This window comes from Streptomyces sp. B6B3, from assembly GCF_039871525.1.
Lineage (GTDB): Bacteria > Actinomycetota > Actinomycetes > Streptomycetales > Streptomycetaceae > Streptomyces.
Window position 1 is genome coordinate 18,004 of sequence record NZ_JBDPLU010000018.1, and the last position, 25,034, is coordinate 43,037.

Below are 25,034 nucleotides of genomic sequence, written 5' to 3' on the forward strand. Positions count from 1 at the left end.
ATTCCCGACATGAGCTCTGTCCCGCGCTCCGTCGCGGTCGCCGCCACCGACGGGATGCTGCACTTCGAGCTGGCCCTCGCCTACGAGGTCTTCGGCTCCGCACCGGCGGCGGTGCCGGGCCCGTGGTACGACGTCAGCGTGTGTGGCACGCACGCCGTGCGGGTCGGCCGGTTCCTGTTGGAACCGGACAGCGGGCTGGACCGGCTGGTGGGCGCCGACACGGTGATCGTCCCCGCCCTGGCCGACATCGACGAGGACCCGCCGGCCGATCTGGTCGAGGCGGTGCGGGCGGCCCACGCGTCGGGCGCGCGGGTGGTGTCCCTGTGCACGGGCGCGTTCGTGCTCGCCGCCGCCGGCCTGCTGGACGGGCTGTCCGCGACGACGCACTGGGCCCACACCGAGGAACTGGCCGCGCGCTATCCCCGGGTGAGGGTCGACCCGGACGTTCTCTACGTCGACAACGGCAGCGTGCTCACGTCCGCGGGCAAGGCCGCGGCCATGGACCTGTGCCTGCACCTGGTCCGCCGCGACCACGGCTCGGTGATCGCCAACGTGGTCGCCCGCCGCCTGGTCGTGCCGCCGCATCGGGCCGGTGGCCAGGCCCAGTTCGTCACCACGCCGGTGCCGGCCCGGGACGGCCATCCGCTGGCCGAGCTGCTCCCCTGGGTGATGCGGCGGCTGGACCAGCCGCTCACCGTCGAGGACCTGGCTCGCCAGGCGAACATGAGCTCGCGCCACCTGGGCCGCCACTTCCGCTCGGTGACCGGCACCACCCCGTTGCAGTGGCTGCTGACGCAGCGGATCCGCCGCGCGCAGGAGCTGCTGGAGAGCACGGACGACAGCGTCGACACCATCGCCTCGGCCACGGGCATGGGCACGGCGACGACGCTGCGCCGCCACTTCCACCGCACGATCGGCGTGCCGCCGGACGCCTACCGCCGCACGTTCCGGGCGTGAGGCGCGTCACCGTCGGTGTGGCTGTTCGCCCCGGCGATGGTGATGCCCTCGTCGTCGACGAGGAACGGGCCGCCGCTCGATCCGTCTCCCATGTCGCAGTCCGTCTTGAGCCGGTCGTCGAAGAACAACCACGACGCGGCGTCCACCGCGTCGCCGTAGCAGTACATCAGCACCTCGCCGTACTGGAAGTCGGAAGGCGGCCGCTGATCGGCCTCCAGTCCCCCCGGAGGCCCGGACATCAGCGTGGAAGGGAGGCATGACGCGCGCAAGCGCGCGCCTCTCGTGACGTTCACCATCGGCCGATGTCGGGATCCCCGGCAGGCTGGCCGACAGGCGCCGGGTCTCCGGATCGGATCACCGAGTGGAGAGCTTGTGGACGATGGCGTCGTCGGGACCCAGTCGTCGTCCGTCCGCGGACAGCACCTCCAGCGCGCGGAGGCGTTGTCCCTGTCGGCGGTCGACCAGTTGCGAGTGCGGTTCGTCGGGGGCGAAGAAGTTCTGCTCGCCCCACTGCCGCAGCGCCACGATGACGGGGAAGAGCGCCTCGCCCTTCGGGGTCAGCGCGTACTCGCGGTAGGCGCTGCCGTCCGAGGCGGGGACGGAGGCGAGGACGCCGCCGGCGACCAGCGTGCGCAGCCGGGCGGCGAGGATGTTCTTCGCCACGCCGAGGCTGCGCTGGAACTCCCCGAAGCGTCGGCTTCCGTCGAAGGCGTCCCGCACGATCAGCAGGGACCACCAGTCGCCGATCGCGTCCACCGACCGGGCGACGGGGCAGTCGCTCTCGTCGAAGCGCGTCCTGCTCACCATGGCGTCCCTCGCTTCCTTGATGGTTGCAACATGCTACCAAAAGGATTAGCGTCCTCGCTGGTAGCAAGATGAAACCGAAGAGGCGAGGAGTGCGATGCCCGGAAACGGCGAGGTCGTGACACGACGGCCCGAGGCCCGAGGCGGGGAGAGTCCCGCGTTCGTGTTGTCCCGTGGCGTCGTCATGCTGTTCGCCGTCGCCTGCGGCGCCGCGGTGGCCAACGTCTACTTCTCCCAGCCGCTCCTGGTCACCATGGGCCACGACCTCGCCATGAGCCCGGCGCTCGTCGGCAGCGTGGTCACCCTCACCCACGTCGGGTACGGGCTGGGACTCTTCCTCCTCGTGCCGCTGGGCGACGTGGCCAACCGCGGACGGCTCGTCGTGGCCCAGCTGCTGCTCCTGGTGGTGGCGCTGGTCGTGGTGGCCGTCGCCCCCACGGCAGCGGTCCTGCTCGCGGGCATGGCCGCGACGGGGTTCCTCGCGGTCGTCACGCAGACGCTGGTGGCCTTCGCGACGTCGCTGGCCCCGCCCGCCGGGCGTGGACGAGTCGTCGGCCTGGTCACCAGCGGCGTGGTCATCGGCATCCTGCTCGCCCGCACGGCGTCGGGACTCATGGCCGATCTCGCGGGCTGGCGTTCCGTCTACCTGGCCTCGGCGTCGCTCACCGCCCTGCTCGCCCTGGTCCTGCACCGGGTGCTGCCGCACCACCGGGACGCCCAGGCGACGACCCTGCGCTACGGGCGGCTCCTGCGCTCCACGATCACCCTCTTCGCACGGGAACGCCTGCTGCGGCTCCGCGCCCTGTTCGGCCTGCTGATCTTCGCCGCCTTCAGCACCCTGTGGAGCAGCGTCGCGCTGCCGCTCAGCGAGCCCCCGCACCTCCTGCCGCACCGGGCGATCGGGGCGTTCGGGCTGATCGGCGTCGCCGGCGCCCTGGCCGCGACCGTGGCGGGCCGCCTGAACGACCGAGGGCTCGCCACCCGGACCACCGGCATCGCCCTGGCCCTGCTCGCCGCCTCGTGGTTGCCCCTGGCCTTCACCCGCGGCTCGCTCTGGGCCCTCGCCGTCGGGGTGATCCTCCTCGACCTCGCCGTGCAGGCGGTCCACGTCACCAACCAGACGCTGATCTACGCGCTGCACCCGGACGCGGGCAGCCGGCTGATCGGCGGGTACATGGTCTTCTACTCGATCGGCAGCGCCACCGGCGCCATCGCCGCGACGTCCCTGTACGCGGCCGCCGGTTGGGGTGCCGTATGCGCCCTGGGCGCCACGTTCAGCTGCCTCGGCCTCACCCTGTGGGCGTTCACCCGAAACACCACCTCCGGCTCCACGGCCGAGTCGACGTCCCGCGGCGAGGCCGGCCTTCTCGCCGAACGGTGAGCGACGGCCGAGCCGCGGACCCGGAGGCGGCTCACCCGCGACGTAGCCGGGCTTCGGGGACTCGATGTGCTTGGCTTCGCGGTGTTTCGGCTCCTGATGTCGATGAAGCCGCACACCTTTCGACGCTGCCGGCGACCGGGACCCGACAGTCCGCCCTCCCGTCACACGGCGTGGCCGTCATGGACTCCACCAGGAAGTTCGGCGCCGGCTCCGCTCGAACTCCCCGGTCCTGCGGACTCCTGTCGTAGCGGGCTGGCACGTTCGCCACATGCGGGTGAGCGGCATGGGCCGCGACCGCGCGCAACTCGTCGTCCATGTCCACGAGACCGGGCTCGTCGCCCTCGCCCACCTGGCCCGCTGACGGGCAGCGGAGTGAACCGGGCGAGGGGCACGTGGCGCGGTCCGGCGGTCGTCGGCGCGGCTGGTAGGCACGGCGCCATGGGACTCGACGTCATGACGTACAACCTGAAGTTCGACGACCGGGGCACCGCCACCAACAACGCCTGGACTACGCGGCGACCGATCATGGCCCGCCTGCTCGCCCAGGAGGTCCCGCACCTGCTCGGCACCCAGGAGGGGCTCTACGACCAGCTCACGCAGATCCATCAGGACCTCTCGACGCAGCAGCAGAAGCGGCGGTACGACTGGATCGGTGAGGGCCGCGGGGGCGGCAGCCACGACGAGTACATGGCCGTCTTCTACGACCGGGACCGGCTGGTGCCGGAGGAGTACGAGCACTTCTGGATCTACCAGGACCCGTTGACCATCGGCAGGAAATGGGACGACGCCTCGGGGTCGCCGCGGATGGTCACCTGGGTCCTCTTCCGCGACACGGAGACCAAGCGGCGCTTCTACGCCATCAACACGCACCTGGACGACCAGAGCGCCGCCTCCCGGCAGGCGAGCGTCGACCTGATCAGGAAGCAGATGAACAAGACCCAGGAGAACGGTCTGCCCAAGTTCGACACGGGCCTGCCCTGCGTGGTGACGGGAGACTTCAACGTGCCCGCCCGCAAAGGGGAGAAGGTGTACGACGCCATGCTCAAGGACGGCCGGCTGGTGGACGCCTGGATGACGGCGAAGGCGAGAGGCCCGGTCTACGCCACCTGGAACGACTGGGTGGACCCCCAGCCGAAGGACGACAGGATCGACTGGATCCTGGTCACGCCGAAGGTGATCGTGGAAACGGCGTCGATCAACGTCTACCGCGAGAACGGACAATGGCCGAGCGATCACTGTCCGGTGCAGGCGACCCTGACGCTCCCGTAGCCCCGCTGGCCGACGCGGATGGCGCGATATCGGCGCAACGTCGTCGTTCTCCCGGAGGTCTGACCCACGCCGCAACAGGCACACCTCCTGTCACACCTCTTCCGGGAGAACAAGAACACACGATGACGCGAAGACACGCGCTGCGCGCCGGGATCGTCCTGACCGCCGCCGCGGCCACCGCGAGCGGGCTGCTGCCCGCGATACCGGCCACGCCGGCGTTCGCGGCGCCCGCCCGGTACGCCGACGACTTCAACGGCGACGGCATCCGCGACTACGCCAGCTACGTGCACTGGACCCAGCAGATCGGTTCGGCCGGAGGGGTGCGGATCACCTACGGCACCGCCTCGGGGCCGGGGACCGAGACGCAGCTCGTCCACCAGAACAGCCGTGGCGTGCCGGGCACGAACGAGACCGACGACAACTTCGGCGAGGTGCGGGCCGCCGCCGACTTCAACGGCGACGGGTACGGCGACCTCGCCGTGGCCACCCCGAGGGAGACGACGGGCGGACGCGAGCTGCAGGGCTGGGTGACCGTGCTGTGGGGCAGCCCCGACGGCCTGTCGGGCGGCACCAGCATCCCCAACCGAAATCCCCAGCCGTACGGGCACTTCGGCTCCGACCTGGCCGTCGGGGACTTCAACGGTGACGGCCGACCCGACCTCGCCGCGGTCAACTCCTCCGAGACGTACGTCTACCGGGGCCGCATCAACCGCTCCGGCGTGGCCGGCAGCGTGACCATGCTCGACCGCGAGGGCGAGGGCTTCTACTCCCACAGCCTGATCGCCGGAAACGTCAACAAGGGCAACGTCACGGACCTGGTGATCCTCGGCACGACCGCCGGGCGCAGCAGCGAGGCCACCGACGCGTGGTTCGTCCGTGGCGGCTCGCCGCTGCGCGAGGGCGAGACGCTGCGGCTCGACGGCAACCAGCACGCCGACGACACCGACCCGGACGGCGTGATCGCCGACTTCAACCAGGACGGGTACGGCGACATCGCCATCGGACTACGCGGCGAGGCCGACTACCGCGGCGAGGTCACCGTCTGGCGCGGCGCCTCCGGCGGCCCGGGCTCCTCCGCCGTCGTCACTCAGGCGACGACCGGGGTCACCGGCAGCCGCGAGCCGGAGGACCAGTTCGGCGCCAGCGTCTCCGCCGGGGACGTCAACGGGGACGGCTACCCCGATCTCGCCGTTGGCGTGCCCGGCGAGAAGATCGGCGGCCAGGAGTACGCCGGCATCGTGCACGTCCTGCGGGGCGGCGTGAACGGCCTGACCGGCCGCAACTCGCAGGCGTTCAGCCGCGCCACCGACGGGATACCGGGCCACGTCGACTCCGACGACACCTTCGGCCACGAGGTGCGGCTGCGCGCCGACCGGGACGACTACGACGACCTGTACGTCGACGGCCGGGACGCCACCGCGGTGCGGCTGCCCGGCAGCGCCCGCGGCGTCACCGTCGACGGCGTCACCAAGCTCGGCGACGGACTCGTGGACGGCATCCTCCAGTAGGACGCGCCGCCCGCTACTCGCCACGCGCTGGCCCGCGCCGCCACTCGGCGCGGGTCAGCGCGTACTCGACCTCGCCGTGTTCGGAGCCCGGGATGGGCTCCGGCCAGTCCTCGGTGAACCGCCGGACGAGGGACAGGCCGGCCTTCTCCATCACCCGGCGGGAGCCCGCGTTGACGGTCATGGTGTTGGCCGTCACCCGTTCGACGCCGAGGTCCGTGAAGCCCTTGTCGATCAGGGCCAGGGAGCCCTCCGTGGCGTAGCCCCGGCCCCAGGCGGTGCGGTTGAGTCGGTAGCCGAGCTCGACCACGGACGCGTCGTGGTCGTCCAGCGGCCGGAACTCGAACCAGCCGAGGAACGCGCCGCCGGTCTCACCCCGGGGCCTCGTCTCCGCGGCCCAGTAGCCCCGGGTGCCGGTGCACGGATGGTCGTGCAGGAGCCGGGGGAGGGTGCGTGCCACGATCGTCTCGCGGCTGGTCGGCCGGCCGCCGGTGAGGTAGCGCATCACCTCGGGGTCGCCGTCGAGGGCCACCAGCAGGTCGGCGTCGTCGGCGGTGAAGGCCCGCAGCACGAGCCGGTCGGTCGTCAGGAATACGCACATCCGGCGCATCCTGCCCGCCGGAACGTCCCGCCGCCAGCGGTTTACCCCCGGGCGGACGCCATGGACGCCACGACGTCGGCGAGGTAGAGGCGCTGGATGCGGCGGGCCTCGGCGAGGATGGCGGGGTCGCCGTCCGGGTCGTCGCGGAAGGCGAGTTGCAGCAGCGCCTCGGCGGCGGCCACCCCGGCCCGGCAGGCCACGGCCAGGGCCGGGCCGTCCGCCAGGCGCTCCTGGGAGACCAGGATCTCCCGCAGGCTCGCGGCGACCAGCGCGTTGTTCTCCTCGTCGAGCTGGAGGAGCTCGCGGCTGAGGTAGCGGCCCGTGCGGATGGCGAGGTAGCCGGGGTGGCGCCGGTAGAGCTCGACGTACCGGTCGAAGACGAGGTTGACCAGGTCGAACCAGCGGGCGCCGCGGGCGCCGTCCAGGATCGCGCGCATCGCCGCGGCGTGCCCGGCCATGTGCCGGCGGGCGACGGCGGCGAGGATGGCGTCCTTGTCGTCGAAGAACTGGTACAGCGTGCCGATCGGCACGGCCGCGTCGGTGGCGATCCGGCGGATGGTCGCCGCCTCCACGCCCTCGGTGGCGAGGATCCGGTCGGCCGCGGCGAGCACCGCCTCGACCCGGGCCCGGCTGCGCGCCTGCTGCGGCGCCTTCCGCAGGCCGGCGGCGGGGTCGGGGTCGGTGGGCGCGGCTGGTTCGTTCGTCGTCTCGTGGTTCACGACGCTGATGTCACCTGTCGTTCTCGGGGATCGGAGCGGGGGGTTCCGCGCTGTTGATCTTCGCGTAGAGGCGCCGGGTTCGCCGGTAGAGCGCGCGGAGCGTCGCGTACGCGTCGTCGTGGACCCGGCGTTGGGCCGGGTCGGGCGTGAACTCCCGTGCGATCTCGACGGTGTCGGGGACGTCCCGCCAGTCGAGCTCGCCGAGCGCCACGGCGGCGAGCAGCGCCGCGCCCCGCGCGTTGGCGAGCACCGGGTCGGCGACCTGCCGGACGGGTCGGTCCAGGACGTCGGCCATGGCCTGGCACCACAGCAGCGAGGTGGCGCCGCCGCCGACGAAGGTCAGGTGCGGGAACGGGCGGCCGGTGAAGCGCTCCACGGACTCGTTGAGCCACCGGGCGTTCAGCGCGATCCCCTCGAAGACGCTGCGCACCAGGTCGGCGCGGGTGGTGGTGACCGAGACGTTGAACCAGCCGCCGCGCACGGTGGGATCGTCGACGGGGGTGCGCTCGCCGTTGAGCCACGGCGCGAACAGCACGCCGTTGCTGCCCGGGGGAGCGGTGGCGGCCAGCGCGTTCAGCCGGTCGAGCGCGCCGTCGGCTCCGTCGGCCCCGTCAGTTCCGGCAGCTCCGTCCGGGACCGTGTCCAGCAGCCAGTCGATCGCCCGGCCCGCCACGTCCTGCACGGCCGCGACCCAGTACCGTCCCGGCACCACCGACGGCAACGAGGCGACCGAGGTGCGCACGTCCGTCTTCTTCCGCGGAACGTGGCAGGACACCCAGGCGGACGTGCCCACGTAGAGGTGCGCCGTGTGGTCCCGGACGGCGCCGGCGCCGACCGCCGCCGCGGTGGTGTCCCCGGTGCCGGCCACCACGCGGACATGGTCGCCCAGGCCCAACTCGGCCGCCACGTCGGGGCGCAGGGTGCCGACGACGGACGCGGGCGGCACCAGCGGCGGCAGCTTGTCGGGGTCGAGCCCGGACATCCGGACCAGCCGGTCGTCGTAACGGACCGCGCCCGGCGTGCGGTTGTCGGTGCACCAGCGCAGCACCGCCGTGTCGTGCCCGGCGACCGCGCGACCGGTCAGCCGCATCGTGAGGTACTCGGGAACATCGAGCAGCCAGCGCGCCGCCGCGTGCACCTCGGGGCGCTCGTGCCGCAGGAACTGCGCCTGGCCGACCGGGTCCTTGCCGGTGAGGGTGGGGGCGCCGCCGGTTCGGCTGAGCCAGGCGCGCAGCCGCCGCGCGTTGTACCCGGTGCCGGGCACCCGCAGGCCGCCGCCGGCCAGCCGCCGGGTGTACGGGGCGCCCCGGCGGTCCATCCACAGCAGCGCCCGGTGCAGGTGGCGCCCCGCGGCGTCCACCGGCACCAGGCCGCCCCACTGGGCGGACATGCAGAGCGCAACGACGTCGCGGGACGGGACGAGGTCGCGCGCCAGGAGCCGCCGCAGCGCGGTGACGACGGCGCGCCACCAGTCGTCCGGGTCCTGTTCGGCGCCGCCGCCCGGCAGCAGGTGAACGGGGACGCGTTCCCGCTCGTGTCCGAGCAGCCGGCCGTCGACGGTGACCAGCGCCACCTTCGGGCCCGAGGTGCCCAGGTCCACGCCGACCACGCAGCGCGGGGCCACCGGCCTCAGCCGCCCACGCCGGACGGGCCACCCGGGCCGGGGTCCGCGGGATCCACCGTGGCGAGGACCCGGTCGAAGCGGGCCAGCGCGTCGTCGATGATCTCGTCGGTGTGCGCCATGCTGGTGTAGAGGCGGCTGCCGGCGATGGTGACCATGCCCTCGGCCGAGTACGCCATCGACATCTGCCCGAGCATGTCCGTGCGCGGCCCCAGCTTGTCGAAGAGCTCCGGGTCGTCCAGCGACAGGTGCAGCACGCCCGAGGTGTGCAGGTGGACGATCGAGCCGATGTTGTACGTGACGTACGGCAGGCCGCGGGCGGCGATCCGCGCCGCCAGGCCGGCGCGCAGCCGGTCGCCGGCCCGCCCGGCCAGGGCCGGGGCGCCGGTCCGGTCCATCTCCACCAGCGCGTGGTAGCCGGCGACGCAGGACAGCGGGTTGGCCGACAGGGTGCCGCCGACCAGGGCGCGTTTGCCGGCGGCGGTGAGGCCGCCCTCGAACGCGGCCATCACCTCCGCGCTGCCGCCGACGCCGCCCGCCGCGGGGTAGCCTCCGGCGACGCACTTGCCGAGGACGGTGAGGTCGGGGCGGACGCCGAAGTAGCCCTGGGCGCCGCCCATGCCGAGCCGGAACGCGGTGACCACCTCGTCGAAGACCAGCAGCGCGCCGAACGCGTCGCACAGCTCCCGCACCGCCGCGTGGTCCTCGGGCCGCACCAGGTGGGTGCCGCTCTCCGGGCCCACGGGCTCGACGAGGACGGCCGCGGTGCCGCCGGACTCCTCGTTCGCCGCGAGGGTCTCGCGCAGCCGGTCGAGGTCGCCGGGCGGCACCTCGTGGGTGAGCTCCAGCGCGCCCGGCGGGATGCCCGCCGCCTCCAGACCGCCGGTGCCGGGGATGCGCAGGCCGTACACCACCTGGTCGGACCAGCCGTGGTAGGCGCCGCCGATCTTGATCACATGCGCCTTGCCGGTGTGCGCGCGGGCCGCGCGCACCGCGGCCATGACGCCCTCGGTGCCGCTGCCGAGCATCCGGAACCGCTGCACGCCCGGCATGAAGTCGTGGATCAGCTTCGCCAGCCGGACCTCGGCGGAGTGCAGCATGCCGGTGACCGGACCGCAGTCGGCGAGCAGCTCGACGACCCGCTCCCGGACCGCGGGGTGGTTGCTGCCCAGCACGGTCGGCCCGCCGGCCTGGAGGAAGTCGGTGTACCGGTTCCCGTCCACGTCCCACAGGTACGCGCCCTCGGCCCTGACGATGTCCAGCGGCCAGGGCTCGTTGAGCGCGAGGTTGTGCTGCACGCCGCCGGGAATGTAGCGGGCGGCCTCGGCTGCCGTGGCCCGGGAGCCCGGGGCGTTCCGCTCGTACCAGGCGCGGTAGCCGGCGAGCGCGGCGTCGCCGGGCCGCCGGAGCGGGGTCGCGACGAGCCGGTCGAGGTCCCGGCGCACCGCGTCCACGTCCGGCCAGGCGGATATCGCGGCGCCGGCGACGGCGCGGGAGACGGGGGCGTTCATTCGGCCCCCCGCCCCTCCTGGAGCCTCCTGACCGTGCCGTAGTCGCCGGCGAGCGCCTGCCTGATGACGTCCTCCTGCTCCCGCTCGTCCAGCACCCGGGGTGTGCCGAGGGCCAGGCAGCGGGCGTACAACTCGGCGACCCACTCGACGAGTTCGAGGTTGGCGACGGCCTTGGCGACGGACGAGCCGAGCGCGATCGAACCGTGGTTGCCGAGCAGCGCGGCCTGCCGGCCGTCCAGCGCCGCGACCACGCGCTCGGCCAACTCGTCGGTGCCGTACGTGGCGTAGGGCGCGACCCGGAGGGATCCGCCGAGGCTCAGCATCGCGTAGTGCACCACCGGGATCTCCTCCAGCGTGCAGGCGATCGCGGTGGAGGCCACCGCGTGGGTGTGCGTGATCGCCCCGGCGCCGGTGGCGCGGTAGACGGCCAGATGCAGCGGCACCTCGGAGGTCGGCGCCAGTTCGCCCTCCACGACGGCGCCGTCCAGGTCGAGGACGGTCATCATCTCGGCGGTCAGCTCGCCGATGACCGCGCTGGTCGGCGTGACGGCGACCAGATCGTCCACCCGGACGGAGAGGTTGCCGGCCGTCCCGATGACGAGCCCGCCCTCCGTCAACCTGCGGCCCGCGGCGGCCAGTTCCTCACGCTCCCGGTTCAGTAGCACCTCTTGTCCTCCCGACGACGGTAGTTGAACATGGTTCATGTTCACCTTCTCCCCGCCGGATTTCCAGCCCTCGACGGACGGGAGTTGTCGACGACGCACGTCGACACGAGCCGAAGGGACGCGCTGCGGGCCGTGGGGGAGCGGAGTTCGTGCGCGTGGAGTCCCGCCAGCTGGGACGTGAGGCGCACGATGTCGCCGTCCGGCCCGCTCGCCCGCCAACGCGACGAACGCCGACCCGGGGCCGGGTGCGCGACGCGTCCCACCACCGCCGCATGAGACAACTGGCCCCGGGCCGCCGGGCCCGGATCACCGGCCCCGCGCGGCCGGGCCCGGGCACCAGGCCAGCTCCCCGGCTCGGGCTCACCTGCCGGGCCGCCGGGCCCGGGCACCTGCCGGGCCCGGCAGGTGCCCGGGTGACCGGGCCCGTTCTCCCGTCTGGGGACCGACCCCGGCGCCCCGGCTCCGTTCAGTGGGCCTCCGCGGGGTCGAGGGGGTGATGGCAGGCCGCCTCGTGTTGGCGGCCGTCCGAGGCCGGGGGGTCGGACCACAGGTCGTTGGCCGGCAAGGCCTCCGCGCAGACGTCCGTGGCCTTCCAGCAGCGGGTGCGGAACCCGCATCCCGAGGGCGGGTCCGCCGGTGAGGGGACCTCACCCTCCAGCACGATGCGCTCCCGTGGCCGCCCCTCCGCCGCCGGCTCCAGCCGGGGCACGGCGGACAGCAGCGAGGCCGTGTACGGATGCCGGGGCGCGGTGAAGACCTCCTCGGCCGCCCCCGACTCGACGACCCTGCCGAGGTACATCACCGCCATCCGGTCCGACACGTGCCGGACCACGGACAGGTCGTGCGAGATGAAGACGTACGCGACGCCCAACTCCGCCTGCAGGTCGGTGAGCACGTTGAGCACCTGGGCCTGCACCGACAGGTCGAGCGCCGACACCGGCTCGTCGCAGACGATCAGCTCGGGGTTCAGCGCCAGCGCCCGCGCGATCCCGATGCGTTGGCGCTGGCCGCCGGAGAACTCCTGCGGATAGCGGTCCGCGTCGCCGGCCCGCAGGCCCACCATCTCCAGCAGCTCGCGCAACCGCGCGGCGCGTTTCGCCCGCGGCACCAGGTCGCGGTGGGAGAGCCACGGTTCGCCGATCAACTCGCCCGCGGTGAGCCGCGGGTTCAGCGAGGCGAACGGGTCCTGGAAGACCATCTGCACCCGGCGGCGCCACGCCAGCAGCGGCCGGCCGCGCAACGTGAACGGGTCCACGCCGCCAAACCGGACCGTGCCACCGTCCGGCCGTTCCAGCATCAGCAGCACCCGCGCGAGCGTGGACTTCCCGCAGCCGGACTCGCCCACCAGACCCAGGGTCTCGCCGCGGCGCACGGTGAGGTCCACCCCGGCCAGGGCGCGCAGCCGGGTGCTGCCCGACTCGCTCCGCGGTATCCGGAAGCTCTTGGTCACGCCGCGCGCCTCCAGCAGCGGAGGCTCGGCCACGGCCTCAGGCGTCGACGGCATCGGCCAGCTCCTTCCAGTAGTGACAGGCCGACGTCCGTCCGGGCCCGGTGATGGACAGCGGTGGCGCCTCGGTGGCGCAGCGTTCCCGCGCCAGCGGACAGCGGGTGCGGAAGGCGCAGCCGGACGGCAGCGCCGCGGGCCGCGGTGGGCCGCCCTCGATGGACAGCAGCCTGGTGCCGCGCGGCCGGTCGGCCGGCACCGAACGCAACAGGCCCCGGGTGTACGGGTGTCGGGGCCGCCCGAAAACCTCGGCGACCGGGCCCGACTCCACCACGGAACCGGCGTACATCACGGCGACCTCGTCGGCGTGTTCGGCGACGACGGCCAGGTCGTGGGTGATGAGCACCAGCGCCATCCGGGTCTCCCGCCGCAACTCCGCGAGCAGCTCCATGATCTGGGCCTGCACGGTGACGTCCAGCGCCGTCGTCGGCTCGTCGGCCAGCAGCACCGAGGGCCGCAGCGCCACCGCCATCGCGATCAGCAGCCGCTGCCGCATGCCGCCGGAGAACTGGTGCGGATACGACTTCACCCGCAGCCGTGGCTCCGGGATGCCGACCCGGGCCATCAGCTCCACCGCCCGTTCCCTGGCCGCGCGGCGGGACAGCCGTTCGTGGATGCGGAACGGCTCGGCCAGCTGCGTACCCACCGGGTACACGGGGTTGAGCGCGGCGAGCGCGTCCTGGAAGACCACGGCCAGGCCGGGACCGGCGAGCCGGCGGCGCTCCCGCGCGCCGAGCCGCAGCACGTCCCGCCCGTCCAGCAGCACCTGGCCGCCCACCACCTCGGCGACCGGATCCAGCAGACCCACCACGGCCTGCGCCGTCATGCTCTTGCCGCATCCCGACTCGCCGAGCAGGGCGAGGGTCCGCCCGGAGTGGACCGCGAACCCGACCTCGCGCACCACGCGGGTGGCGCCGCGCGGGGTGTGCACCCGCACGGAGAGGTCCCGCACCTCCAGCGCGGGGCGCGCAGTGTCCTGCGTCATGTCAGCTCCTTTCCGGAGCTCTTGGCGTTCTCGGCTTTCTGGGGATCCGCGGCGTCCGCGGGCCCGGCGGTCCCGGTGATGGCCCCGCCCACGGTCCCCGCGCCCGGCGCGGACGCGCGGGAGCGGCGGCGCCTCGGCAGGGTGAGCCGCCAGCGCTGGGCGGGGTCGCCGGCAATCCGGGCCCAGCCGGCGAGCAGGGTCGCCGAGACGGTGGTGATCATGATCGCGAGTCCGGGGAAGACCGCGGTCCACCAGGCGGTGTGCAGTTCCTGCCGGCCCTGCGCCACCATCAGTCCCCAGGAGACGTCGGGCGGTTGGATCCCGATGCCGAGGAAGCTCAGCGAGGACTCGGTCAGCATCACGAAGCAGAAGTCCACGGCCGCCACGGTGAGCAGGGTGGGCAGCACGATGGGCGCGACGTGCCGCCGGATGGTCGCCCAGGTCCCGGTGCCGAAGGTGCGCGCCGCGTCCACGAACAGCCGGCTGCGCAGCTCCGCCGCCTCCGCCCGCGCGGTGCGCAGGTAGACCGGTATCCGGGCGATCGCCAGCACCGCGACGATGTTGGCGGCGCTGGGGTCGAAAACGTACAGCACCACCACGGCCAGCAGCAGCGAGGGGAAGCTGAGGATCACGTCGGCGACGCGCATCGACACGCTCTCCCGCCAGCCGCGGTGGAAGCCGGCCCACATGCCCCACGCCGAGCCGACCAGCAGCGACAACAGCACGGCGGGCACCGCGACCGCCATCGTGGTGCCGGCCGCGACGACCAGCCGGGCCAGCACACTGCGGCCGAGCGAGTCGCTGCCGAGCACGGACTCCCAGCCCGCGTCGGTGCTCAGCGGCCGCAGGTTGGCCGCCCGCAGGTTCTGCTCGCGCGCCAGGTCGCCCAGGAGCGGCGGCCCGAGCAGCGCGCACAGCCCGACCAGCACCAGCACACCGCAGGCCGCGGCGGCCACCCGGTCCCGGGCGAGCAGCCGCCACATCCCGAGCCGGCCGCCGTCGTCGTTGTCCGGCTCACCCGGCGCCATGTCCGGCTCCGTCTCCGGCTCCCTGTCCAGCTCCCTGTCCGGGTTCTTGTCCGCGCTCATGCCAACGCCCCCTGCCTGACCCGCGCGTCGAGCAGCGCGTAACCGATGTCGATGAGGATGTTCAACACGAAGATGGTCAGCGCGGTCAGCAGCACCGCCGCCTGCAGCACCGCGAAGTCGCGCTGCAGGATCGAGTCGATCATCAGCTTGCCGATGCCCGGCCAGCCGAAGATGCTCTCCACCACGACCGCGCCGTTGACCAGGCCGACCGTGAGGTCCCCGGCGACGGTGAGGGCGGGCGCGGCGGCGTTGCGCAGCGCGTGGCCGAAGACCACCCGCGCCTCGCCGGCGCCCTTGGCCCGCGCCACCTTGATGTAGGGCGCGGACAGCGCGGAGAGCATCGCGCCGCGCACCACCTGGACCAGCACGCCGAACGGGCGGATCATCAGCGTCACCACCGGCAGCACCCAGGCGGACGCGCCCATGGTGCCCGAGGTGGGCAGCCACTCCAGCTGGACGGCGAAGATCAGCACGCCCATGATCGCGAACCAGAAGTCCGGGGTGCTCGCGGCCGTCGCGGAGAGGAAACTGGCGATCCGGTCGGCCAGTGAGTTCGGCCGGTAGGCGGCCAGGCAGCCGACGAGCACCGCGCCGACGATGGCGTAGAGCATGGTGAACGCGGCCAGTTGCAGCGTCGCCGGGAACGCCCGCAGCACCGCCTCGTCCGCCGGCTGGGCGGTGCGCAGCGACTCGCCGAAGTCGAACTGGGCGAGCTGCGCGAGATAGTCGCCGAACTGCGCGACCAGCGGATCGTCGAAGCCGTGCTGGGCCGAGAACGCCTCCCGCATCTCCGGGGTGGCGCTGAGCGGCAGGTAGAGGTTGGCCGGGTCGCCGGTGAGCCGGGCCAGGAAGAACACGCCCAGGATCACGACCAGCAGCGGGAGGGCGCTGGAGAGGATCCGGCGCCGTAGGAAGATGAGCATCGCGTGTCTCCCTCAGCTCGCCGGCCGGATCTCGGCCAGGTGCATCTCGTCGCCGCTCGCCGAGTTGGGCTCGTACGTCACGTTCGGCGAGAGGGCGATGATGCCCGTCATATGGGCCAACACCGCGTCCCTGACGACCTCGTCGGCCTGGTGGGCGAGGGCCCCGGCGAAGGCCGCGTCCCGGTCGGGGCCGGACGCCAGCTCGGCCTCCTCGATCAACGCGTCGAGCTCGGCGGTGCCGTAGCTGCTCTGCGCGCCCTCGGAGCCGTAGATCTGCTCCATGGTGAACGCGGCGTCGCCAGCCTGGTTGCCGTGCTGGGCCTGGAGCAGGGTGGGCCCGATGTCCTCGGGGAAGGGCCGGAGCAGGTACTCCAGCCAGGCGTTCACGTCGAGCATCTCGATCTCGACGGTGAGCCCGGCCTCGGTCAGCGCGCTCTGCACCACCTCCATGGCCTCCGCGGCCCGCGGGTAGATGCCGTTGCGGCCGATGATGGTGATCGTCTCGTCCACCGGCACGCCGTCGGCGCGGGCCTCGTCCACCAACGCCCGGGCCCGGTCCATGTCGTAGGGCCACGCCTCGATGTCCGGGTTGTATCCGGTGACCCCGTCGGGGACGACCTGGCCCGCCGGCTCGCCGAGCCCGGCGAACACCGAGGCGACCAGGCCGTCCCGGTCGATGGCGTAGTTGATGGCCTGGCGCACCCGCAGATCGTCCAGCGGCGGCCTGGTGGCGTCGATCCGCAGGTAGGAGGTCTCGTTGTTCGGGTACTCCACGGCGGTGTCGCCGGCGCCGTCCGACGGTGCGAGGCCGACCGCGATGTCGGCCTCGCCGCTGGCGACCATCGCGGCCCGGATGCTGCCCTCGGCGCGCCAGGTGTAGAGCGCCGCCGGATAGTCGGGGGCCGGGCCCCAGTAGTCGTCGAACCGGTCCAGGCGCAGGTTGATGCCCTGGTTCCAGGTGTCGATCCGGTAGGGGCCGGTGCCGACCGGCTCGCGCACCCTGGCGTTGGCGTCGGTGCTGGTCGGCACGATCTCCACGAAGGAGATGCGCAGCGGGAGGATCGGGTCGGGGTCGGGCGTGGTGATCTCCAACGTGGTGGCGTCCACGGCGGTGGCGGTGATCTCGCTGTCGCCGAAGACGTAGCCGTCGACGTTGCAGCCGATGTCGGAGTTGACCGTCCGGTCGATGGAGAACGCGGCGTCCTCGGCGTCGAACGTCGTGCCGTCGTGGAACGTGACGCCGGTGCGGAGGGTGAACTCCCAGGTGGTGGGCGAGGTCTGGGCCCATTCGGTGGCCAACTTGGGCTCCAGCGCGCCGGTCTCCGGCACTCGCTCGGTCAGCGGTTCGGTGATGTTCGAGCGGGTGACCCGGCCGGTGGCGGTCAGCGAGGCGTCGCAGGGCTCCAGGGTGGGCGGCTCCTCGGGCAGCACGATCTGGACGGTGTCGGCGCCGGCGGCGGCGCCGGAGTTGGCGACGGTGCATCCGCTCGCCAGCAGCGCCGCGCTCACCGCGACGAGGGCGGCGATCCGCCGCCGGCCCGGGGGACCGCTTCCGGCCGGTGGAAGGAGTGGGGACCTCTTCCGGAGCACAACCACCTTGAAACCTTTCACCGTTTACATATGAGGACGCTGTCTACTGTTGTGGACGGGAGTAAAGACCTGTGGCGTCGAGGCGTCAAGGGATACGGAGGGAATGCGCGTTGGCGGTCCGGTGAGGAGGGATGGCCGGGATCTCCTCCTGCACGACCCTTGACGCTCAGCAGCGACCAGATGTAAACAACTTGCAACATTGAATGTTTGCGTAAACATCACGCCCGAACACCGCTGCTCAACACCGCCGCTCACCCTGCCGCCCGCACCGTCGAGGGAGATCCCATGACGCGAAGAGTTGCCCTGGCCGCCGCCAGCGCGGTGGTCGTCGCCACCGGCGCGCTGGTCGCGACCCCCGCCGCCGGCACCGGCGCCGCCCCGGCCGCCACCGCCGGCGACCTGATCATCACCCCCGATCCCTCCTACCAGGGCCAGGAGTTCGAGGGCTGGGGCACCAGCCTGGTCTGGTTCGCGAACGCCACCGGGGACTACCCGGAGGAGGTCCGCGAGGAGCTGGCCCGCCTGCTCTTCGACGACGAGGGCCTGGCCCTGAACATCGCCCGCTACAACGTCGGCGGCGGCAACGCCCCCGACGTCGCCGACTACCTGCGCGCCGGCGGCGCGGTGGAGGGCTGGTGGCAGGCGCCCGAGGGCACCACCCGCGAGGACGTCGACTGGTGGAGCGCCGACGACCCCGCCGACTGGAACCCGGACGCCGACGCCACCCAACGCTGGTGGGTGGACCGCATCAAGGACGAGATCGACCACTGGGAGGCGTTCAGCAACTCGCCGCCCTGGTGGATGACCGTGAGCGGCTACGTGTCCGGCAGCTTCGACGGGTCGAGCGACCAGCTGAAGACCGAGTCCGTGGCCGACTTCGCCGCGTACCTGGTCGGCGCGGTGGAGCGGCTGGAGCGGGCGCACGGCATCGACGTCGACACGCTGGACCCGTTCAACGAGCCCAACACCCCGTACTGGCGGACCACGCTGGGCCCGGACGGCGAGCCGACCGGCGGCCGGCAGGAGGGCGCCCACATGGGCCCGGAACTGCAGGAGCAGGTGATCCGGGCGCTCGCCGAGGAGCTCGCGGGCGCGTCGACCGGCGCCGACATCTCGGCGATGGACGAGACGAACCCGACGACGTTCGCCACCAACTGGCAGTCGTATCCGGAGGAGGTGCGGGAGCTCGTCGAGCAGCTGAACGTCCACACCTACGGCACGAGTGGCCGCACCACCGCCCGCGACCTGGCCAAGGCGGCCGACACGCCGCTGTGGATGAGCGAGGTCGGCGGCAACTGGGGTGGCGAGCTGGGTCAGGACTTCGAGTCGATGGTCCCCGGCCTGGGCCTGGCCCAGCACGTGATCGACGACCTGCGCCAACTGGAGCCGAGCGCCTGGGTGTTCTGGCAGCCCGTCGAGGACTACGACAACATGGCGCCGGGTGGTGAGTTCCCGGAGGGCGGGAACTGGGGCAGCATCCACATCCCGTTCGACTGCACCGCCGAGGACACCCTGGAGTCCTGCCCGATCCACACCAACACCAAGTACGACACGGCGCGGAACTTCACCCACTACATCCAGCCCGGCGACCGCCTGACCCGGACCGACGACCCGAACAGCGTGGCCGCGGTGACCGGTGACGGCCGGGGCGCCACCGTGGTGCACGTCAACGACGCCGCCGAGGCGCGGGCCGTCACGCTCGACCTGTCGAAGTTCGGGCACGTCGCCCGCGGGGCCACGGTCACGCCCGTGGTCACGGACGCCACCGGCGCCCTCGTCGAGCACGACCCGGTGCGGGTGACCGACGAGCGGGCCACCTTCACGGTGCCCGCCGAGTCCGTCACCAGCTTCCTGGTCGACGGCGTCCGCGGCGTGGCCGGGGACGCCGCGCTGATCCAGCCGGGGCAGGAGTACCAGCTCACCGGTGTGCAGAGCGGGCTGTCGCTGGCCCCCTCGGCCGACGGCGACGGCGTCGCCATCCGCACCACGGACCCGGCCGACGCCGCCCAGCAGTGGACGGTGCGGAAGGTGACCCGGGGCACGGACAACGAGCAGCGCTACCAGCTGGCCACCGAGTCGGATGATCAGTTGGCCGTGCGGGACGGGGAGTTGGTGCTCGAACCGGTGCGGGACCGGCCCGACGCGGCCGCCCAGTGGATCATGTCCACCACCGGCGACGGCTCCTGGACCTTCGTCAACGCCGCCACCGGCGAGCTGCTCGACGTGGCCGGCGGCGCGACGCACGACGGCGCGGAGGTCTCGGTCTGGCGTCCCACCTCGGGCGACAACCAGCGCTGGACCGTCACCGAGCGGGACACGTAGCCCCTTACCGGGGAGAACGCCCGGGGACCGCCTGGAGAACCGGACGGCGGCCCTCGCCCCGACGGTTGGGGTCGAGGGCCGCCATCCGTTCAGCGCCGTTCAGTACCGTTCAGCGCCGTCGGCCGGGAGCCTCAGCGCGGGCCGGGGCCGTGCATGCCGGGGCCGCCGGGTCCGGGTCCCATGCCGGGGCCGCCGGGGCCTGGACCCATCCGGCCGGGTCCGGGGCCCATGCCCATGCCGGGGCCGCCGGGGCCTGGACCCATCCGGCCGGGTCCGGGGCCCATGCCCATGCCGGGGCCGCCGGGTCCGGGTCCCCTACCGGGACCGCCGGGACCCGGCCCCATCCCGGGACCGCCGGGTCCTGGGCCCATGCCCGTGCCCATGCCGGGGCCTCCCGGACCGCCGAAGCCGGCGTGGACCGGCTCGCCGTGCGGTTCCTCCCGGTGCGGGGGAACCGCGCCGTTGGCGCCGTTCTTCGAGGCCTGGTTGGCGAACTGGGTGCGGTACAGCTCGGCGTAGAGCCCGTCCAGTTCGAGCAGCTCCTCGTGGGTGCCGCGTTCCCTGATCTGGCCCTTGTCGAGGACCAGGATCTGGTCGGCGTCCTTGATGGTGGAGAGCCGGTGGGCGATCACCAGGGACGTGCGGCCGGTCAGGGCGGTCTTCAGCGCGCGCTGGATGGCGGCCTCGGACTCGGAGTCGAGGTGGGCGGTGGCCTCGTCGAGGACGACCACCGGCGGGGCCTTGAGCAGCAGCCGGGCCATGGCCAGCCGCTGCTTCTCGCCGCCGGAGAGCCGGTAGCCGCGATCGCCGACGACGGTGTCGAGGCCGTCGGGGAGCGACCTGAGCAGGTGCCAGATCTGCGCGGCCTCGCAGGCCGCGATCAGCTCCTGTTCGCTGGCCTCCGGCTTGGCGTAGAGGAGGTTCTCCCGGATGGTCGTGTGGAAGAGGTACGCGTCCTGGATGACCATGCCGACGGTGTCGCGCAGCGAGTCCAGGGTCACGTCCCTGAGGTCGACTCCGCCGATCCTGACGGTGCCCTCGTTGGGGTCGTAGAGCCGCGGCACGAGGCTGGTGATGGTCGTCTTGCCGGCGCCCGAGGGGCCGACCAGGGCGGTGAGTTTGCCCGCGGGAACGGTGAAGCTGAGGTTGCTCAGCGTCCAGGAGTCGTCGTCGCGCTCCGGCGTGGGCAGGGCGATCGACTCCAGCGACGCGAGGGAGACCTCCGATGCCTTGGGGTAGCGGAACGACACCCCGCTGAACTCGATCTCCGGCGCGGTCCCGTCCTCGGAGGAGGTGGCCGGCAGCGGTGTCGCGGTCTCCTTCTCGGCGATCAGCGGCTTGAGGTTGAGGACCTCGAAGAGCCGGTCGAAGCTGACGAGCGTGGTCATCACGTCCGCCTGCGCGTTGGACAGCTGGCCGACCGGGCCGGTGAGCCGGGTCAGCAGCGTGCCCATGGCCACCATGGTGCCCAGCCCGATGGTGCCGTCGACGACCAGGGCGCCGCCGAGACCGTAGACCACGGCGGCGGCGACGGAACTCACCAGCAGCGTGGTCAGGAAGAGCATCTTCATGTAGACGGCCGTGGTGACGCCGACGTCGCGGCCCCTGCCGGCCAGTTCGGAGAAGTGACCGGTCTCGGTGTCCGGCCGGCCGTAGAGCTTGGAGACCAGGGCGCCGGTGACGTTGAAGCGCTCCTGCATCATGGAGCCCATCTCGGCGTTGATCTGCATGTGCCGGCGCATCAGCCGCTGCATCCGGCGTCCGACGACCCTGGCCGGGACGATGAAGAACGGCAGCAGCACCAGCGAGACCAGCGTGATCTGCCAGGACAGCAGGAACATCGTGACCAGGACGAAGATCATGGTCAGTCCGGAGCCGACGACCGTGGAGAACAGCGAGGTCAACGCCTGCTGCGCGCCCATGACGTCGGTGTTCAACCGGCTGATCAGGGCGCCGGTCTGTGCTCGGGTGAAGAACATCAACGGTTGCCGTTGCACATGGTCGAAGACCTGGGTGCGCAGATCGTAGATGAGCCCCTCGCTCAGCTTCGCCGAGAAGTACGCCTCGCCGAAGCCCAGAAGGGCACCGGCGAGGGCCAGTGCGGCGACGCCCACGGCGACCCACACCACGAGCGAGGTGTCGCCCTTCAGGATGCCCTCGTCGATCAGGTACGCGAACATCAGGGGCGGAGCCACCGCGCTACCGGCGTTCAACGCGCTGATGAAGAACAGTAAAAGCATCGTGCGACGGTAACGCTTGGTATAGGAGATGATGCGTTTCGCTGTGCCGGGGGTGACCTCGGCCTGTTTCAGCGATTCGTCAGGCCCCATTCCGCGAACCATCACCGGACCCGGGCCACCCATGACCACGGATACCACCTCTAGTTTCGTTGTTGCGCTCGGGGGGCGGGGGCTAACTGGCGGTTTCGTGTTCCTTCATCGCGTCGATGAGGCTCTGCGGACGCATGTCCGTCCAGTTCTCCTCGATGTACTCGAGGCACGCCTTACGGGTGCTCTCGCCGAAGACGGACTTCCAGCCGGCCGGAACCTCGGCGAAGGCCGGCCACAGCGAATGCTGGTTCTCGTCGTTCACCAGAACGAGAAAGGAGCCGTCCTCGTCGTCGAAGGGGTTTTCCATGACTACTCCCGTCAGTTGACCTTGTCAGGGCACGACACGAAATACACTATCGGGGGGTACGGGGCGACGACAACGTCGATGGGTGGACGCCGCCGCGTGCACCCCGCGTGCACTCCGCGTGACGGGCGTTCACGACGCCCGTCACGCGAAGAAGTCGATGATTGCGGAATTCACCGCCTCGGGCTTCTCCAGGTACCCGTAGTGACCGCAGCCCGCGATCTCGGTGTACCTGGCGCCGGGAATGGCGTCGGCGACCTCGCGGCCGAGCCGCGGACGCAGCACCCGGTCGTCGGCGAAGCCGATGACCAGGCAGGGTCGGGTGATGCGGCGGTAGTCGGGCAGTCGGTTGGGCAGCACCTGGAGGGTGAGCTGGTTCCGCACCTGGGCGCGGTCGACCGCCGACATCTCGAAGATGTCGAGCCAGTCGCGCAGGCCCTCCTCGTCGTCCAGGGTCTCCGCCGAGAGGTTCTCCAGCGCCTGCACGTAGGCCGCGAAACGCGGCGGAATCTTGGCGCCGCTGTCGGCGAGTTCCATATCCGCGGCCGTCGCCGCGGCGACCAGCGTGTCGCCGCGTCCGGTGGTCGCCATGAGAACGGCCCGTTCGACGAGTTCCGGTCGGGCCACGAGCAGTTCCTGAACGACGATCGAGCCCAACGAGAAACCGACGACGCGGCACGGTCCCACCCCGAGGTGCTCGATGAGACCGGCCACGTCGGCGGCCATGTCCTCGCGGGTGAATCCCTCGGGACACAGATCGGTCGGCGGAATTCCGCGGTTGTCGAGGGTGATCACCCGGTAACCGGCCCTGGTGAGGGCCGGCACCTGGTTGGTCCGCCATATTCGCCCCGGAGCACCGGTTCCGGTGACCATGACGACCGGTTTGCCGGCGCCGTGTTCGTCGAAACTGAGGTTGATTCCGTTGATCCGAGCGATCGGCATTGACCGTCCCTTTCCCGCCGCGCTTTTCCTTGTCAGCCCGTCACGCGGAGCGTGCCGCGAACCGACCGACCTTGTTGATCACGTCCTGGCCGTAGATCCGGAGGGACTGCTGGAGCGCGAACTCCGCCATGTACCTACGAAACTCGTCCGGGGACTCCTCCGCGTGGTTCAGCATGCGCCGGTTGGCGAGCACCGCCTCACCGTCCATCAGCGTCAGGCTACGCTCGACCGCCGCGTCCATCTCGTCCGGCTCCACCACCTCGTCGACCAGCAGCCGGGCGTCCGGCTCGCTCGCCTCGATGCGGCGCCCGCCGAGGATGATCTGGCGGGAGATCCGGGGGCCGGTCACCCGGCCGAGACGGAAGTTCGACGCGCCCGGGATGATGCCCTCCTGCGCGGCCGGCAGGCTGAAGTAGGCGTCGGACGCGGCGATCACGTGGTCGAACACCAGCATCAGCTGGCAGCCGCCGCCGATGGCGAAGCCGTCCACGGCGGCGACCCACGGCTTCTCGATCCGGGGGGAGTGCCAGCTCCCCGGCCCTTCGTGGAAAACGCCGCGGACCAGCTTGTGGATGTAGCCCATCTCGCGGCGCAGCAGGAAGTCGACCAGCGAGATCCCGCCGGAACTCAGCGCCTTGAGGTTGATGCCGGCGCTGAACACCCGCCGGCCCTCGTAGTGCGGATGGGTCATCTCCCCGCCGCGGACCAGCCCGACCCGGACGTCCGGGTCGAGCAGGGCGAGGTCGACGGCGGTCTCCATGTCGTCGACCTGCCGGTCGTCCTCGGCGTTCAGGCAGTCGCCCCGGCACATCGTCACCCGCGCCACGCCGTCCCGGCGTTCCAGCCGGAGCGTCTCCATCTCCACGGCGCCGACGCGCTGGAAGTGGGGGAGCAGCCGCTGGGCCCGGGTGGTCGGCCGGAGCATGGCGTCCATCAGGTGCGATCCCGACCGAGCCGAACGCAGCACCGCCCGCAGGAAGATGCCCTGGTCGATCTCGTGGCCTTCCTTGGCCGCCTGCGGCTTGGTCCGCTCGTCCGCGAGCTGGGCCGCGGTGGGGACCAGTCCCGGATAGGCGTGCGCGGCGGCGTCGACCAGCTCCTCGGTCCTGAGATACCTGGAGCGCTCGTCGGTGAGCCGGTCGTAGACGGCGTCGACGTTCTCGTCGAGGAAACGGACGCGCAGCGTGCGGGCCTCGTCGTGGGCCCTGGTCGCCTCCGCCCGCTGCTCCGGGGAGCGCGCGCCGGGCGCCGGCAGCGACGCCACCAGCTCCTCGACGCGCGCCGCGGCCTCGGCCAGGCTCGGCCACATGCCCCGGGCGTCCTCGCGTACCGCCGTCGTCATACCGATTCCTTGGCGGCGCCCTGCCGCAGGCACCGGTCGCACGCCGCGAGGTGCGAGCCGAGGGCGTCCTCGAAGCTCGTCGTCGTGGCGTTGAACAGCAGCTGCCGCCGGATGGCGAGCTCCTTGCCGGACAGGCCGCCGAGCAGGTCGGCGGCGGTGCTCGCGGTGACCACCGGATCGTCGGTCAGCTCGTCCACGATGCCGTGGGAGAGCGCGGCCCTGGCGTCGATCGGCGCGCCGAAGAGCACCGCGCGGCGGGTCCGGGCGGCGCCGGCCTGCTGGACCAGCCGGTAGCCGGCCATGCCGGGCCAGGTGGCGGAGCCCTCCCTGGCCACCAGCAGCCGGGTGTCCTCGGTGGCGACGCGGATGTCCGTGACCAGGAACGCGTCCAGGGCCGGGCCGCCGCAGTCGCCGTTGGCCACCGCGACGGTGGCGACGGGCAGCCGTTCCAGCCGGCGCAGCGCGCGCTCCCACTTCGTCACCAGCGCCACGTCGATGCCGGCGGACCAGCCCTCGGCCGGGACGCCGGAGACGAACACCGTGAGTATCTCGGAGCCCTGTTCGTCCTTGGCCGCCTGATCCTCGGCCTGCTCGCAGACCGCGATGAGCGACTTGACCGTGGTCATGGACAGCGGCTCGCCGCCGTCGATGCGAAGCGTCATCGGCTCGCT

22 protein-coding genes are annotated in these 25,034 nt (G+C 72.2%); 5 read left to right on the plus strand and 17 right to left on the minus strand.

The window, feature by feature from the left end:
* Positions 1-9 precede the first annotated feature (9 nt).
* Positions 10-957, plus strand: a complete 948-nt coding sequence (locus ABGB06_RS29475) for a helix-turn-helix domain-containing protein (protein ID WP_347594932.1) — start codon at positions 10-12, stop codon at positions 955-957.
* Here the strand turns inward: ABGB06_RS29475 and ABGB06_RS29480 are convergent.
* Together ABGB06_RS29480 and ABGB06_RS29485 are read right to left on the minus strand one after the other, a co-directional pair.
* A complete protein-coding gene (locus ABGB06_RS29480) occupies positions 933-1,196 on the minus strand; it encodes a hypothetical protein (protein WP_347594934.1) in 264 nt (87 codons plus the stop codon). The genes ABGB06_RS29475 and ABGB06_RS29480 overlap by 25 nt on opposite strands.
* A gap of 115 nt (positions 1,197-1,311) precedes the next feature.
* Entirely contained in the window at positions 1,312-1,764 is a 453-nt protein-coding gene (locus tag ABGB06_RS29485; protein WP_347594936.1) for a helix-turn-helix domain-containing protein, read from the minus strand.
* Positions 1,765-1,858: 94 nt separating this feature from the next.
* On the opposite strand from ABGB06_RS29485, the gene ABGB06_RS29490 reads away from it, so the two are divergent.
* The 3 genes from ABGB06_RS29490 (at position 1,859) to ABGB06_RS29500 (ending at position 5,919) form a co-directional block, all read left to right on the plus strand.
* A complete protein-coding gene (locus tag ABGB06_RS29490) occupies positions 1,859-3,142 on the plus strand; it encodes an MFS transporter (protein ID WP_347594938.1) in 1,284 nt (427 codons plus the stop codon).
* Between the two features lie 438 nt (positions 3,143-3,580).
* Positions 3,581-4,411: an endonuclease/exonuclease/phosphatase family protein gene (locus ABGB06_RS29495; RefSeq protein WP_347594940.1), complete on the plus strand. Its 831-nt coding sequence runs from the start codon at positions 3,581-3,583 to the stop codon at positions 4,409-4,411.
* Between the two features lie 122 nt (positions 4,412-4,533).
* The gene (locus tag ABGB06_RS29500) at positions 4,534-5,919 is read left to right on the plus strand and encodes an FG-GAP and VCBS repeat-containing protein (RefSeq protein WP_347594942.1); all 1,386 of its coding nucleotides are present in this window, start codon (positions 4,534-4,536) and stop codon (positions 5,917-5,919) included.
* A 13-nt stretch (positions 5,920-5,932) separates the two neighbouring features.
* Here the strand turns inward: ABGB06_RS29500 and ABGB06_RS29505 are convergent, their stop codons facing one another.
* The 10 genes from ABGB06_RS29505 to ABGB06_RS29550 all read right to left on the minus strand — a co-directional run bounded on the left by ABGB06_RS29505 (position 5,933) and on the right by ABGB06_RS29550 (position 17,042).
* Positions 5,933-6,517 carry a GNAT family N-acetyltransferase gene (locus ABGB06_RS29505; RefSeq protein WP_347594944.1) on the minus strand — a complete coding sequence of 195 codons (585 nt, stop codon included), beginning with the start codon at positions 6,515-6,517 and terminating at the stop codon, positions 5,933-5,935.
* Positions 6,518-6,558: 41 nt separating this feature from the next.
* The gene (locus ABGB06_RS29510) at positions 6,559-7,236 is read right to left on the minus strand and encodes a TetR/AcrR family transcriptional regulator (protein ID WP_347594946.1); all 678 of its coding nucleotides are present in this window, start codon (positions 7,234-7,236) and stop codon (positions 6,559-6,561) included.
* A gap of 10 nt (positions 7,237-7,246) precedes the next feature.
* Positions 7,247-8,860, minus strand: a complete 1,614-nt coding sequence (locus ABGB06_RS29515; protein WP_347594948.1) for an FGGY-family carbohydrate kinase — start codon at positions 8,858-8,860, stop codon at positions 7,247-7,249.
* Between the two features lie 5 nt (positions 8,861-8,865).
* Complete coding sequence (locus tag ABGB06_RS29520) at positions 8,866-10,368, minus strand: aminotransferase class III-fold pyridoxal phosphate-dependent enzyme (protein ID WP_347594950.1); 1,503 nt, start codon at positions 10,366-10,368, stop codon at positions 8,866-8,868.
* The gene (locus ABGB06_RS29525; RefSeq protein WP_347594952.1) at positions 10,365-11,033 is read right to left on the minus strand and encodes a class II aldolase/adducin family protein; all 669 of its coding nucleotides are present in this window, start codon (positions 11,031-11,033) and stop codon (positions 10,365-10,367) included. Before ABGB06_RS29525 ends, ABGB06_RS29520 begins: the two co-directional genes overlap by 4 nt.
* A 466-nt stretch (positions 11,034-11,499) precedes the next feature.
* The gene (locus tag ABGB06_RS29530; protein ID WP_347594954.1) at positions 11,500-12,537 is read right to left on the minus strand and encodes an oligopeptide/dipeptide ABC transporter ATP-binding protein; all 1,038 of its coding nucleotides are present in this window, start codon (positions 12,535-12,537) and stop codon (positions 11,500-11,502) included.
* Entirely contained in the window at positions 12,521-13,522 is a 1,002-nt protein-coding gene (locus ABGB06_RS29535) for an ABC transporter ATP-binding protein (RefSeq protein WP_347594956.1), read from the minus strand. The genes ABGB06_RS29530 and ABGB06_RS29535 overlap by 17 nt, the downstream gene beginning before the upstream one ends.
* Positions 13,519-14,610: an ABC transporter permease gene (locus ABGB06_RS29540; protein WP_347594958.1), complete on the minus strand. Its 1,092-nt coding sequence runs from the start codon at positions 14,608-14,610 to the stop codon at positions 13,519-13,521. The genes ABGB06_RS29535 and ABGB06_RS29540 overlap by 4 nt, the downstream gene beginning before the upstream one ends.
* Positions 14,607-15,533 carry an ABC transporter permease gene (locus ABGB06_RS29545; protein ID WP_347594960.1) on the minus strand — a complete coding sequence of 309 codons (927 nt, stop codon included), beginning with the start codon at positions 15,531-15,533 and terminating at the stop codon, positions 14,607-14,609. The genes ABGB06_RS29540 and ABGB06_RS29545 overlap by 4 nt, the downstream gene beginning before the upstream one ends.
* A 12-nt stretch (positions 15,534-15,545) precedes the next feature.
* Positions 15,546-17,042: an ABC transporter substrate-binding protein gene (locus ABGB06_RS29550; RefSeq protein WP_347594962.1), complete on the minus strand. Its 1,497-nt coding sequence runs from the start codon at positions 17,040-17,042 to the stop codon at positions 15,546-15,548.
* Positions 17,043-17,408: 366 nt separating this feature from the next.
* Between ABGB06_RS29550 and ABGB06_RS29555 the strand changes: the two genes are divergently transcribed.
* Positions 17,409-19,445, plus strand: coding sequence for a glycoside hydrolase (locus ABGB06_RS29555; RefSeq protein WP_347594964.1), 2,037 nt, complete (start codon positions 17,409-17,411; stop codon positions 19,443-19,445).
* Positions 19,446-19,576: 131 nt separating this feature from the next.
* Here ABGB06_RS29555 and ABGB06_RS29560 read toward each other — a convergent pair whose 3' ends face one another.
* From ABGB06_RS29560 to dpgB, 5 genes are all read right to left on the minus strand, one after another.
* Positions 19,577-21,685 (minus strand): ABC transporter ATP-binding protein, encoded by a 2,109-nt coding sequence (locus ABGB06_RS29560; protein WP_347594966.1) that lies wholly within the window; start codon positions 21,683-21,685, stop codon positions 19,577-19,579.
* Between the two features lie 172 nt (positions 21,686-21,857).
* Positions 21,858-22,082 carry an MbtH family protein gene (locus tag ABGB06_RS29565; protein ID WP_347594968.1) on the minus strand — a complete coding sequence of 75 codons (225 nt, stop codon included), beginning with the start codon at positions 22,080-22,082 and terminating at the stop codon, positions 21,858-21,860.
* A 141-nt stretch (positions 22,083-22,223) separates the two neighbouring features.
* Positions 22,224-23,021: an alpha/beta hydrolase gene (locus ABGB06_RS29570; RefSeq protein WP_347594970.1), complete on the minus strand. Its 798-nt coding sequence runs from the start codon at positions 23,019-23,021 to the stop codon at positions 22,224-22,226.
* A gap of 40 nt (positions 23,022-23,061) precedes the next feature.
* Positions 23,062-24,363, minus strand: coding sequence for a (3,5-dihydroxyphenyl)acetyl-CoA 1,2-dioxygenase DpgC (dpgC, locus tag ABGB06_RS29575; protein WP_347594973.1), 1,302 nt, complete (start codon positions 24,361-24,363; stop codon positions 23,062-23,064).
* Positions 24,360-25,025, minus strand: a complete 666-nt coding sequence (dpgB, locus tag ABGB06_RS29580; protein ID WP_347594975.1) for an enoyl-CoA-hydratase DpgB — start codon at positions 25,023-25,025, stop codon at positions 24,360-24,362. The genes dpgC and dpgB overlap by 4 nt, the downstream gene beginning before the upstream one ends.
* Positions 25,026-25,034 lie beyond the last annotated feature (9 nt).